Below are 12,716 nucleotides of genomic sequence, written 5' to 3' on the forward strand. Positions count from 1 at the left end.
TTTGGAGGTGTTCCTATGCGTAAAAAAGAACGACAACGATTAATTAAGCAACTGCTTGTGAGCAACGATATCCAGCGTCAAGAAGATTTCGTTGCACTTTTAAGTGAACGGGGTGTTAAAGTCACTCAAGCAACCGTTTCTCGGGATATTAAGGATATGCAGTTGGTAAAAGTGCCATCTATTACCGGTGGCTACCGATATAGTTTACCGACTCAAAAGAATATCGATACCGAAAAGAAGTTAATTCAGACCATTCGGGATTCTTTTGTTTCTGTAGATTCGCAGGACAAGTTGGTATTTCTAAAAGTATTACCAGGCAGTGGGCCGGTTATTTCGACGTTGCTTTATCAGATGAATTATAACGAAATGTTTGCAACCATTGGTGACGATAGTACGGTTTTTATTGTTTGCAAAACCGATCAGGATGCTAGCGAATTTCGTGAAAAGATCAATGAAATGGTTAGCAGCTGATAATTACTGAACTCAATTAATGATCATTTGAAAGGGTTTGAACATGTTACTGGAATTATCTATTACAGATTTTGCGATCATTGAACATTTAGATATCGAATTTCAGTCTGGAATGACAGTCTTAACCGGAGAGACAGGTGCCGGTAAATCAATTATTATTGATGCAGTGGGGCTTCTGGTCGGTGGTCGGGGATCACATGATTTAATCCGAACAGGCGCTAAAAAATCAATTATTCAAGGCAATTTTATTTTGAGTGATGATAATCCTACATACGACGTTCTTGACGAGCTCGGAATTGATCATAGTGATGGGAATGTCATCATTGAAAGAGAACTGTTTGCCAGTGGTCGCAATAGTTGCCGAGTCAATGGGATGATGATTAACATCTCGACTCTTCGACGAATTGGGGAAACTATGGTAGATATTCAAGGGCAAAATGAGCATCAGGAACTAATGAAACCGGAACGCCATATTGCGTTATTGGATGATTTTGCGGAAGATGCCATTCAGCCGGTTTTAGCAACTTATCAAAAAGATTATGATCAATTTGTTAAATTGCGAGCAATTAACGAGAAAAAGCATCAAAATGAAAAAGAGTGGGCGCAACGGGTCGATATGTTAAAATTTCAGATTAATGAAATTGAAACGGCCGATCTTCATGAAAATGAGGATGAGACGTTGACCGCCGAGCGTGATCGATTAACCAATTTTCAAAAAATTCATGATGCACTTCTTAGCAGTTACGAAGGCATCAGTGGCGAAGACACCAGTTCTCTTGACTCAATTGGTGGAGCAATGAGTTCAATGCAGGAGATTGAAGATTTAGACCCTGATTTTAAGCAGATCTCGGATGATTTATCCGGAGCTTTTTACACATTACAAGATGTGGCTAGTCAAATTTCAGATCAGTTAAGTAATTTGGAGTTTGATCAGGATCGTCTTAATCAAGTTGAACAGCGTCTTAATACAATCTATCAGTTAAAGCATAAGTATGGGGACTCGGTTACTCAGATCTTGGGATATTTGAAAAAAATCAAACAAGAATTAGCTGAGATGTCAGGGAATGCTGATAATAACAATGATTTGGAACAGCAATTAGCAGACATTAAAGCTGCGTTGATCAAAAATGCCAAGAAAATGGGGGATATTCGGCGACGGTATGCAAAAGAACTGGAACGCGCAGTTCACCAGCAGCTACGGGATCTCTACATGGACAAAGCCGTTTTTGAGGTTCACTTTAAAGAAAATCAGACACTTAATCGGTTAGGTGCAGATCAAGTTGAATTTTACATTCAAACTAATCCAGGTGAAAAAATGCTGCCGCTGGTTAAATCAGCATCCGGTGGTGAACTATCACGGATAATGCTGGCACTTAAGACAATGTTTGCCAAAGCTGCGGGCGTGACGTCGATTATTTTTGATGAAGTTGATACCGGTGTTTCTGGTCGAGTCGCTCAAGCTATGGGAAATAAAATTTATACAATTTCAACTAAATCTCAAGTTCTGTGTATTACTCACCTGCCACAGGTTGCTGCAATGAGCGATCATCATTATTTGATTCAAAAAAAGATTCATGGTGGTCGAACGACAACGACAATTACCGAATTGAATCAAAAGAACAGTGTGGACGAAATCTCTCGAATGTTATCTGGAACAGCAGTGACTAAATTAACCAAAGAACATGCTGATGAACTCATCCGTTTGGCAAATGAGGAAAAAGCTAAAATCCGAACTTAATTTGAGAATAAAAAAAGCCGAACAAAAAATGTCCTAAGCGCTATGAGTCCATTTATCGTCCGGCTACACCTTGCATTAATTTGTGGTGAAAATCGATGATTAGTTAAATCATGTGGTAATTGTCTCAGTTTTGAAAGAATTGAGAGGCCGGCTTGCTTTTTGATCAAAACCAGTCATTATGCAAGTCTTTGGATCGATTGAATTTCTACAATATTTAAAATTCGCAAAAGATGTTCGCGTGAATTTGTAAGTAAGTAACGGCCATCAGAAAGTCTGGTTAATATGCCAGACATTGCGGGCGCTTCATTATTAAAACAAATTCGAATTGGAAATTTAGCAGTGATTGCCCGATCTATAAAAAGCTGAATTTGGAACTCCGGCATTTGTTGACAATTGCGACACAGTGGTTTGTGCTTATCAAGCGCAAAGAATTGACGATAATTTTGCTTAACAGTTTTTCGAATTTCTGTTAAGTATGATTGATTATTTTGCATTAAGTCTCACTCCGAACATTGGTTTGTGATTCTATTATACGAACGATTGTTCAAAATAGCAACCCCCTGAGATGACCTTTTTAATGACGGTCATTTCAGAGAAACTATTTTCCGGTTAGTCTTTAAACATCCTCCTAGTGAGCTTAGGCTTGTAAAATAATTGAAAATGAACGATAATGGTTGTTACTACAAATATTTGAAGGGATTTTAACGATGGCTAAAAGAGGAATGTTAATTGTTTTATCTGGTCCTTCGGGTGTTGGCAAGGGAACCGTTCGAAAAGCACTTTTTGAAGAACCGGATGTTGACTTTGAATACTCGACTTCAATGACGACAAGAAAACCACGTCCTGGTGAGAAAAACGGCGTTGATTATTATTTCGTTTCCAAAGAACAGTTTGAACAGAACATTCAAAATGGGGAAATGCTGGAATATGCTAAATACGTTGACAATTACTATGGTACCCCGTTAAAATATGTCAATGAGACCTTGAATTCAGGTAAAGATGTTTTTCTTGAAATTGAGGTAAATGGTGCGATGCAGGTCCGGGCAAATTGTCCGGACGCCGTTTTCGTGTTTTTAACACCACCAGATTTGATGGCCTTAAAGCACCGTTTAATTGGCCGAGGAACTGATAAAATGGACGTTATTAATAAGCGCATCAAAAAAGCGGTTGGCGAAATCAGCATGATGCGGAATTATGATTATGCTGTTTTAAATGATAAAGTACCATTGGCAGTAGATCGCATTAAATCAATTATTAGAAGTGAACGCCTGAGGGTAGCTAGAGTAATGCCCGATTATGAATCAATGTTAGGAGACGATTAAAAAATGTTACTTTATCCATCTGTTGATAAATTACTGGATAAAATTGATTCCAGATATTCATTAATTATGCTCGCAAGTAAACGGGCACATGAGCTGGATGCTGGTGCTAAGCCATTGTTAGACAGTTATAAATCAAAAAAATCCGTTGGTAAAGCTTTTGAAGAAATTGCGGCGGGTGTTTTAAAAATTGACCCTAAAAATCAAGATTTTGACTGATTAACTAAAGGATTTTTATGAATGACCGGGACAAATCAATCTTTTGTTCTTGGTCATTTTTTTGGATAAAGCCGATTCCGACGACTACATTCCGTGTTGATCGATCTGTTACAATAAAAAATGAATGATAAAATGGTGGTGACTAAATTGTTTCAAAATAAACGGGTTTCGCTATACGTAACTGGCAGTATTGCAGCTTATAAATCCTTAATTCTAACGCGGGACTTAATTAAAGCTCATAATGAAGTTCATGTTGTCATGACCGAAGCTGCTCAGAAATTTGTTAGTCCTTTAACGTTCCAAACCTTGAGCAAGCAGCGAGTGATAACGGATGACTTTTCGACAGAAAATCCAAAAATGATTCCACATGTTGCTTTGGCCGATCAATCTGATTTGGCAATTGTGGCGCCTGCATCAGCTAATACAATTGCCAAGATGGCCACTGGGATTGCTGACAACGTGGTCAGCTCAGCACTCTTAGCGACAACCGCCCCCATATTCGTCATTCCGGCCATGAATGTGCACATGTTAACTAATTTTGCAACCCAAGATAATCTTAAGAAGCTAAGAGCTGCCGGGATTCGAATTATGGAACCGGCTGAAGGTTTTTTGGCAGAGGGATATTCTGGAAAAGGTCGGTTCCCAGAACCTGAAGCAATTATGAATTGGCTTGATCATCAATTTAATCAACCAACGGGAAAGCTGGCAGGTAAAAAAATTGTTGTTTCGGCTGGTGGTACCCGGGAGCCACTAGATCCGGTTCGCTACCTAACAAATCACTCTTCCGGAAAAATGGGATTTGCAATTGCTCAAGCGGCCCAGGAAGCTGGGGCAGAAGTGACTTTAATCGCTGCTAACACCTCTTTGCCGGTGCCGGCTAACGTTAAATTGGAGCAGGTTGAAACAGCACGTGATTTATCGGTGGCCGTTAAACAGGCGTTTACAACAGCGGATGTGCTGGTAATGGCTGCAGCAGTAGCTGACTTTCGGCCGGCTGAGGTTGCCAATCAAAAGATTAAGAAAACGGCTAATAATGAAATGATGACATTAAAGTTAATTCGTAACCCGGATATCCTAAAAGAAATTGGGCCGATGAAGCAACCATCGCAAGTCGTCGTGGGATTTGCAGCAGAAACGAATGACCTTGTTCAAAATGCTGAAAAAAAGATTAAGGCTAAAAAACTAGATCTGATTGTCGCCAACGATGTTTCAAAAAAAGGAATTGGGTTCAATGCTGACAATAATCAGGTCACATTCCTATTTGCTGATGGCCGTCGTCAAAAAACACAGGTTGAAAGCAAATCTCAAATTGCCCGACAATTAATCGATATTTTAAGTCAACAATTTTTAAAGTAGGTCAGATTTTTAAAAAGGAGGAGACATTTTTGCAGGTTGCCCAAGTCATTGTTGATGTTCCGACCCGACAGACTAATAATCCATATACTTATTCGATTCCTGAAAATCTTAATGATCAAATTCAACCGGGGATGCGGGTTCAAGTTCCCTTTGGCCGACGAAAAGTAACCGGGTTTGTTGTTGAACTTTTAACAAATTCAAATTATAAAGGAAAACTTAAAAGCATTAGTAAGTTGATTGATTTATCACCAGTTATCACGCCTGAGTTATTAAAACTTTCCGAATGGATGGCCGATCAAACTTTTTCATTTAAAATTAATTGCTTGCAAACAATGCTTCCAGGTGGAATGCGAACCAAATTCAAGAAGAAGTTATTAGCAGCTGATGATATTCGGGATGCCTACCCAACAATTTTTCACGGTCAAAATGAGATTGACTATGATCAACAGCATTTTAATAATCAAGCAGTTAGCCAAATTTTAAGACTAAAAAGGACGGATAAAATAAAGGTTCATTATGAGCTGTCTAATCACGCCAAACCAGTTTTAATCAAAGCATATCAAAACTTACTTCAGCCTAATCAGGTTGACGATCTTCTCAAAAAGATTCACCCTAATGCAACTAACCAACGCCAACTGCTTTTTATTTTAGCTGACCAACCGGACCATCCAATCTCGACTACCAACTTTAAGCAGAAGGGTGTCAACGGATCAACTCTAAAAACGGCTGCTAAAAATGGTTGGCTAAAGGAAATGACGATTAGACGCGTTCGTAACCCATTTATGCAGCCGGTTCAAAAAAGTCATCCGTTGGCATTAAATGCTGATCAACAAACTGCTGTTGACCAATTGGATCGAGCAATTGAAGATCAAAAAAACCTCACTTTTCTATTGGAAGGCGTGACCGGTTCCGGAAAAACCGAGGTTTATCTTCAAGCGATGGCCCACGCACTTAAAAATGGGAAGACGGCATTACTACTGGTTCCTGAAATTACGTTAACGCCTCAAATTGTCAGCAGAATTCGAAGCCGCTTTGGCGATCAGGTCGCCATGCTTCATAGTGCGATGTCCAGTGGCGAACGATACGATGAATGGCAGCGAATTAATAACGGTCAGGCAAAGGTGGTTGTCGGCGTTCGCTCGGCAGTATTTGCACCCTTAACCAATATCGGCTTAATCATTATGGACGAAGAACACGATAGCAGCTATAAACAAGATGATGTTCCAAGGTATCAAACCAGAGACGTCGCTAAATGGCGGGCTAAGTACAATCATTGTCCTGTTGTACTGGGAAGTGCCACCCCTTCATTAGAATCCCGTGCACGGGCAATGAAGGGGGTCTACAAGCTGCTCACCCTGCCACATCGTTTTAATCACCATGCACTGCCTCATGTAACCATTGTTGATATGAAAAAAGAATTTGCCCATCATCAATCGATTCTTTCACAGAAACTTACTGATTTAGTGAGGGATCGGCTACAAAAGCACGAGCAAATTATTCTTCTGCTGAATCGACGTGGGTATTCATCTTTTGTGATGTGTCGGGATTGTGGGTATGTTCCTCAGTGTCCCAACTGTGATGTTTCGTTGACAATGCATAAGGATACACACACGTTGAATTGCCATTTGTGTGGCCATAAGGAACCTATCCCAACGGAGTGCCCAAGATGTCACAGTACCCGAATTAGACATTTCGGAGTTGGTAGTCAGCAGCTTGAAGAACAGGTTAAGAAACTATTTCCGACTGCCCGGGTATTAAGAATGGACGTTGATACTACTCGAAAAAAGGGCGCCCATGAAGCGATCATTAATCAATTTGGTGCGCATAAAGCCGACATTTTACTGGGGACTCAGATGATCGCAAAGGGATTGGATTTTCCAGAGGTAACCCTTGTTGGGGTACTAAATGCCGATTCTGCTCTTAAATTTCCGGATTTTCGGTCAAGTGAACGAACCTTCCAACTCTTAACCCAAGTTTCCGGACGATCTGGTCGGGCTAATAAGCAGGGAGAAGTGGTCATTCAAACCTTTAATCCGGATCACTATGCGATTCAATTGGCCAAGACCCAAGATTATGAAAAGTTTTATCAAACAGAAATGCGTATTCGGCGGCTTGGCAAATATCCACCCTATTATTTTACCGTCAAAATTACCGGGAGTTCACCAAGCGAACGACAGACAGCCTACGAAATGCATCAGGTCGCTAATTTCTTGCGGCAACATTTAACTAAAAGTGCTATTGTGCTGGGGCCGACACCTAAAACCATTACAAGAGTAAACAATCGATATTATTACCAAATTATTATTAAGTACCGATATGAGCCTCAATTAAAATCAGCATTGGAAAAGTTACTGGAGAAATCTCAACTCAAGCAGCGACAAGGCTTATTAGTGTCAATCGATAATGAACCACTTGATTTTATGTAAAGATTTATTGGAAAAGAGAGGATTGCGTTGACAACAGTTTTATTTATGGGCACCCCAAGTTTTGGAGTGCCGATTTTAAAGGGACTGGTTGATCGGGGTTATCAGGTTTTAGGGGTTGTTACACAGCCTGATCGACCAGTTGGCAGAAAACATCAAATTCAAAAATCACCAGTCAAACAGCAGGCGGAAGCGTTGGGGATTCCAGTTTTACAGCCGGAAAAAATTAGTGGCAGTCAAGAAATGGCTCAAATGATTGAGATGCAGCCTGACTTGATCGTGACAGCTGCATTTGGTCAGTTTTTGCCAACTAAACTGCTTTCTGCTGCTAAAATTGCAGCGGTTAACGTTCATGGTTCTTTATTGCCAAAATATCGTGGTGGTGCACCAGTTCAATATGCCATTATGAACGGTGATAACGAAACCGGAATTAGTATTATTTATATGGTCAAAAAAATGGATGCTGGCGATATATTAGCCCAACAAGCGGTTCCCATTGAAAAGACAGATGATACCGCCTCAATGTTTACTAAATTAAGTTTTGTCGGTAGGGACTTACTACTTGAAACATTACCTAAATTGATTGCAGGTAAAATCAAACCGGTTAAACAGGATCCCAAGCAGGTTGTCTTTTCACCGACAGTCAAACCGGAAGAAGAGCAGCTTGATTTCACTAAACCAGCTTTCTTAGTTGATGCAAAGGTTCGGGCACTGCGGCCAGATCCAACAGCGTATGTGATGTTGAACGGCAAACGAACCAAGATTTGGAAAACAGCAGTTGTCGATCAAAAGACGACTTTGGCTCCAGGGACCGTTGTTGAAAAAACTAAGCATCAGCTACAACTTGCAGCTGGCCAAGGAAGCATCTTGGAAATTTTGGAACTTCAACCCGCTGGAAAGCCTCGACAACTTATTACGGATTACTTAAATGGCGCAGGACAGGCCTTAAAAATCGGTCAAAAGGTGATTAACTAAATGAACTATCAAACAAATAACCCTCGTGAATTAGCAGTCAAGACATTGTTAAGGACTCGTGGTGGTTCGTATTCAAATTTACAAATTAACGCAGTCATTGAATCTACTTCAATGAGTGAGGTTGACAGGGGGTTATTTACCACCATTGTCTACGGTGTCATTCAGCACCGACTCACTCTTGAATATCAATTGGCACCATTTTTAAAATCGCCGGATAAAACGGATGATTGGGTTAAAGAATTATTATATACGGCGATGTATCAATTATTTTACTTGGATCGGGTTCCTAAACGAGCTATTTTTGATGAGTCAATTAAATTAGCCAAAAAAATGGGTCATGACGGGACCCGCCGCTTTGTGACTGGAATTCTTCATCAAATGGACCGTCAGGGGGTACAGGATCCTGCGACTATTTCTGATCCAACTTTACGTCTTTCGATTAAATATAGTTTGCCAAAATGGCTGGTTTCGTTAATTAAGGCTCAGTTAGGTGAACAAAAAGCGATTCGGATTTTTCAATCGCTTAATCAGGCGCCTAAGCAGTCCGTTCGCTTTAACCGGGCTAAAATTACCAAGTCCGCTTTAATTAAACAGCTGACTGAGGCTGGTTTTAAAGTTGAAGAAAGTCGGGTGGCTGGAGAAGGTTTAATTATCAACGATGGTCAAATTCTTCACAGTCCGTTTTTTCAAAAGGGATTGTTAACCATTCAGGATGAGAGTGCAATGTTACCGGTTGAATCCATGCCGATTCACGAAGGTGAGATGATTTTGGATGCCTGTAGCGCGCCGGGGGGTAAAACAACTCAAATTGCAGCAAAACTCAGAGTTGGCAAAGTAATCGCATTGGATATTCATCAAAATAAATTGAAAACGGTACTTCGAAACGCTCAACGGCTGGGAGTTGCTGATTTGGTGGAAACTCAGGCGTTGGATGCCCGAAAAGTTGATGATGTCTTTTCAGATCAAACCTTTGACCATATTTTAGTGGATGCACCATGCTCAGGATTTGGTCTAATGCGTCGAAAACCTGAAATCAGGTATGGCAAAACATTGGCGGATGTTAATCATTTGGCACAAATTCAACTCCAAATTCTTGAAGCCGTTGCGCCAAAGGTGAAAACTGGTGGTACTATGACATATAGTACTTGTACAATTGTTCAGCAGGAAAACCAAGCTGTTATTAAACGCTTCATTGAAAAACATCCTGATTTTCAAATTGAACCGACAAAAACAGACCGGAATTTAACGACTACAGAGGACGGGATGTTAACAATCTATCCCGATGATTTTGGGTCTGATGGATTCTTTGTCTGCAGTTTGGTTAAGAAATTGTAACGGAGTTGATACAATATGCAAATTGCTTATCAGTCGTCTACCGGAAAAGTTCGTGATAAAAACGAAGATGCCGTTGGTAAATTTGAAAATAAGCGTGGCTTAATTTTAGCTTTGATTACGGATGGAATTGGCGGAAACAACGCGGGTGAAGTAGCCTCCCAAATGGTAGTCACTCACATCGGCAGTAGTTTTGAAAAAACTGAGATCGACAGTTTGGCTGATATTAAGGATTGGTTTATCAAAAAATTGGCTCAAGAAAATGCGGCAATCCTTAATCAATCGAATACCGATCGGCGGTTAAAGGGAATGGGAACCACTATGGTGGCGGCTTTAATTGACGGTAATGAGAGCTTAATTGCCAATATTGGTGATAGCCGGGGATACGTGCTTTCTGAAAAGAAATTAACTCAAATTACTGAGGACCACTCTTACGTCAATGAACTGGTTAAACATGTTGATCTGACGCCGGATCAGGCCAAAAACAATCCTTATAAAAATATTATTACTAAGAGCTTGGGCATCAATGATGATGCCACTGCCGACTTCAAACACTATCAGATCAAGGAAAATGATCAAATTCTTCTCTGCACAGATGGACTAACCAACATGGTTGATGATCCGGAAATTGAACGAATTCTGGCTATGGATGAAGATCTTCAATCAAAATGCAATCTTTTGGTGTCATTAGCCAATCAAAATGGTGGTCTTGATAACATCACGGTTTTGGTGGCCCGTTATAATGCGGAGGTGATGCCGGATGAATAAGGGATACGTTTTAAATGGTCGTTACAAAATCATTAATCGACTGGGAGAGGGAGGAATGGCTGACGTTTATCTGGCCGAGGACTTAATTCTCAATCGAAAAGTAGCGGTTAAATTATTGCGACTTGATTTTCGGGATAATCCCAAAGCGAAAAAGCGGTTCCAACGTGAAGCTATGGCCGCAACTGAGCTTGATAATCCTCACATTGTCGGCATTTATGATGTTGATGAGGTTGAGGGAATGCAGTATTTAGTAATGGAATACGTTGATGGGGAGGATTTGAAACAATATATAAAAGATCATTTCCCGATTCCCTATGCTGAAGTAGTTAACATTATGGAACAAATCTGTTCCGCTGTCAGTGAAGCGCATCATCACAATATTATTCATCGGGACTTGAAGCCGCAAAATATCTTGGTTGATAAAAACGGTTATATCAAAATTACTGATTTTGGAATTTCACGGCTTGAAAGTGAAGACACGATGACTCAGACCCGGTCAATTATTGGATCAATTCACTATTTATCGCCGGAACAAATTAAAGGCCAAATGGCGACTAAGCAGTCTGATATTTATTCATTAGGCATTATCCTGTATGAGATACTGACTGGGAAGGTTCCCTTCAATGGGGATACGGCCGTTTCGATTGCCATTAAACATTCGCAGGAGCCGATTCCATCAGTTAGAGACTTTGATCCTAGAATCCCCCAGGCTTTGGAAAACGTTGTACTGAAAGCGACTACCAAAAGTCCAAGGGATCGTTACCCAGACGTGAATGCGTTGGCAGCGGATTTGAATACGTCATTGGATAAATCCAGAGGTAATGAACCCCGGTTTGAAGTTCCGGATGAAAGCGAAGCAGCTGATGAAAAAACCAGAGTGATGCCTTTTTCCGCTTTGCCTGAAAATAACTTATCCTCTTCAGCCAGTGCTGATAAACGTGAAACTCAGGCAGCCAATCAATCAAAAGAAAGTCGACCTAAACGAAAGAATCATAAAAGACGTCGACGATGGCTGATTGGTGGCATCATCGGTTTCTTAGTTCTATTATTTGCAGTGATTTTTATGGTTAGTGCTAATCAGCGAACAACGGTGCCGGTGATTAGTGGGACGTTAAAATCAGATGCAACCGAGAAACTGACTGACGCTGATTTGCGAGTTGGCAAAATTACGTATCGTCATAGTGAAAAAGTAGATCGAAATCGAGTCATTACATCAAATCCTAAGGAAAATACTAAGGTCAAAAAGAATACCCGAGTGGCGTTGATAGTCAGCTCAGGGATCAAAAAAGTGCGGTTGGATAATTATGTCGGTCAAGATTATGATGAAGTTAAATCTCGATTGGAAGCACAAGGCTTTAAAGTTCGTCGGCGAAATGCGCCTTCATCAACTTTTCAATCAGGTAAAATTTTGCAACAAGACTTTGCTTCTGGAACTCGGGTGACGCCAAAAGACCACACCCTGACCTTCGTTGTGTCAACAGGCATCCAAGAAGTTATTTTAAAAGATTTGACTGATATGACTAAAGCTCAAGTGGTTAGCTATGCCAATAAAGAAAAGATTAACCCAACTTTTGACTACGTTTATTCAAATAATCAAAAGAAAGGGCGGGTCGTTCGTCAATCACCGGCAGCCAATGACAGCATCCAACAGGGCGGTAATATTATTGTTTGGTTGTCGCGAGGGCCACAAACTAAAGCTAAAGATGAGTTAAAGAGTTTTAATGTTCGAATTACTATTCCATACTTTAATAATGCAAGTGATCAAAGTTCATCAAGCTCGGCATTTAGTAGTTCACAATCTACGTCATCATCCAGTCAGGTACCGGCACCACAAACGGAGGCCAGCACTACCGGCTCTGGTGAAAATGTCGTATTAATTTATTTAAAAGACCACGATCATGATTATTCAACAGTTTACAAGCAGATGGTGATTACCAAAGATACAACGGTAACGTTACCATTTAAGTTAACTAAGAACGAAGTAGGTCGCTACAAAGTTGTTCGGGATGGTAAAACCATTTTAAGAGATAATAATATCACTTACGACTCTCATTAATTTAAGAATAAATCTGCCAAAGAAAGTTACTTGTCTGTATAATAAAAGACGAAGTAACT

Annotated in this window: 11 protein-coding genes; 10 read left to right on the forward strand and 1 reads right to left on the reverse strand. The window is 40.3% G+C overall.

Annotation, left to right across the window (positions count from 1 at the left end; all coding sequences use genetic code 11):
* Window positions 1-15: 15 nt before the first annotated feature.
* Both ED605_RS08850 and recN read left to right on the forward strand, forming a co-directional pair.
* Window positions 16-471, forward strand: a complete 456-nt coding sequence (locus ED605_RS08850; protein WP_121978546.1) for an arginine repressor — start codon at window positions 16-18, stop codon at window positions 469-471.
* Window positions 472-514: 43 nt separating this feature from the next.
* Complete coding sequence (recN, locus tag ED605_RS08855; protein WP_121978547.1) at window positions 515-2,209, forward strand: DNA repair protein RecN; 1,695 nt, start codon at window positions 515-517, stop codon at window positions 2,207-2,209.
* 176 nt (window positions 2,210-2,385) lie between these two features.
* Here recN and ED605_RS08860 read toward each other — a convergent pair whose 3' ends face one another.
* Window positions 2,386-2,703: a hypothetical protein gene (locus tag ED605_RS08860; RefSeq protein ID WP_121978548.1), complete on the reverse strand. Its 318-nt coding sequence runs from the start codon at window positions 2,701-2,703 to the stop codon at window positions 2,386-2,388.
* A 213-nt stretch (window positions 2,704-2,916) separates the two neighbouring features.
* On the opposite strand from ED605_RS08860, the gene gmk reads away from it, so the two are divergent.
* The 8 genes from gmk to pknB all read left to right on the forward strand — a co-directional run bounded on the left by gmk (window position 2,917) and on the right by pknB (window position 12,657).
* On the forward strand, window positions 2,917-3,531 hold the full coding sequence (gene gmk / locus ED605_RS08865) for a guanylate kinase (RefSeq protein ID WP_121978549.1): 615 nt from the start codon (window positions 2,917-2,919) through the stop codon (window positions 3,529-3,531).
* Window positions 3,532-3,534: 3 nt separating this feature from the next.
* Window positions 3,535-3,747, forward strand: a complete 213-nt coding sequence (gene rpoZ, locus ED605_RS08870; protein WP_121978550.1) for a DNA-directed RNA polymerase subunit omega — start codon at window positions 3,535-3,537, stop codon at window positions 3,745-3,747.
* A gap of 147 nt (window positions 3,748-3,894) precedes the next feature.
* Complete coding sequence (coaBC, locus tag ED605_RS08875; RefSeq protein WP_370824839.1) at window positions 3,895-5,103, forward strand: bifunctional phosphopantothenoylcysteine decarboxylase/phosphopantothenate--cysteine ligase CoaBC; 1,209 nt, start codon at window positions 3,895-3,897, stop codon at window positions 5,101-5,103.
* Window positions 5,104-5,132: 29 nt separating this feature from the next.
* The gene (gene priA, locus ED605_RS08880; RefSeq protein ID WP_121978552.1) at window positions 5,133-7,529 is read left to right on the forward strand and encodes a primosomal protein N'; all 2,397 of its coding nucleotides are present in this window, start codon (window positions 5,133-5,135) and stop codon (window positions 7,527-7,529) included.
* Between the two features lie 27 nt (window positions 7,530-7,556).
* Complete coding sequence (fmt, locus tag ED605_RS08885) at window positions 7,557-8,501, forward strand: methionyl-tRNA formyltransferase (protein ID WP_162919784.1); 945 nt, start codon at window positions 7,557-7,559, stop codon at window positions 8,499-8,501.
* Window positions 8,502-9,836, forward strand: coding sequence for a 16S rRNA (cytosine(967)-C(5))-methyltransferase RsmB (gene rsmB / locus ED605_RS08890; protein ID WP_121978553.1), 1,335 nt, complete (start codon window positions 8,502-8,504; stop codon window positions 9,834-9,836).
* Window positions 9,837-9,851: 15 nt separating this feature from the next.
* Window positions 9,852-10,601: a Stp1/IreP family PP2C-type Ser/Thr phosphatase gene (locus tag ED605_RS08895; RefSeq protein ID WP_121978554.1), complete on the forward strand. Its 750-nt coding sequence runs from the start codon at window positions 9,852-9,854 to the stop codon at window positions 10,599-10,601.
* Window positions 10,594-12,657 carry a Stk1 family PASTA domain-containing Ser/Thr kinase gene (gene pknB / locus ED605_RS08900; protein WP_121978555.1) on the forward strand — a complete coding sequence of 688 codons (2,064 nt, stop codon included), beginning with the start codon at window positions 10,594-10,596 and terminating at the stop codon, window positions 12,655-12,657. The genes ED605_RS08895 and pknB overlap by 8 nt, the downstream gene beginning before the upstream one ends.
* Window positions 12,658-12,716 lie beyond the last annotated feature (59 nt).

Origin of the sequence: Lentilactobacillus raoultii (assembly GCF_900411375.1) — a bacterium.
Classification (GTDB): Bacteria; Bacillota; Bacilli; order Lactobacillales; family Lactobacillaceae; genus Lentilactobacillus; species Lentilactobacillus raoultii.

Coding starts and splice junctions, on each gene's coding strand:
- gmk (WP_121978549.1), top strand. CDS start 2,917: ATGGCTAAAAGAGGAATGTTAATTGTTTTATCTGGTCCTTCGGGTGTT.
- rsmB (WP_121978553.1), top strand. CDS start 8,502: ATGAACTATCAAACAAATAACCCTCGTGAATTAGCAGTCAAGACATTG.
- rpoZ (WP_121978550.1), top strand. CDS start 3,535: ATGTTACTTTATCCATCTGTTGATAAATTACTGGATAAAATTGATTCC.
- pknB (WP_121978555.1), top strand. CDS start 10,594: ATGAATAAGGGATACGTTTTAAATGGTCGTTACAAAATCATTAATCGA.
- ED605_RS08860 (WP_121978548.1), bottom strand. CDS start 2,703: ATGCAAAATAATCAATCATACTTAACAGAAATTCGAAAAACTGTTAAG.
- recN (WP_121978547.1), top strand. CDS start 515: ATGTTACTGGAATTATCTATTACAGATTTTGCGATCATTGAACATTTA.
- ED605_RS08850 (WP_121978546.1), top strand. CDS start 16: ATGCGTAAAAAAGAACGACAACGATTAATTAAGCAACTGCTTGTGAGC.
- ED605_RS08895 (WP_121978554.1), top strand. CDS start 9,852: ATGCAAATTGCTTATCAGTCGTCTACCGGAAAAGTTCGTGATAAAAAC.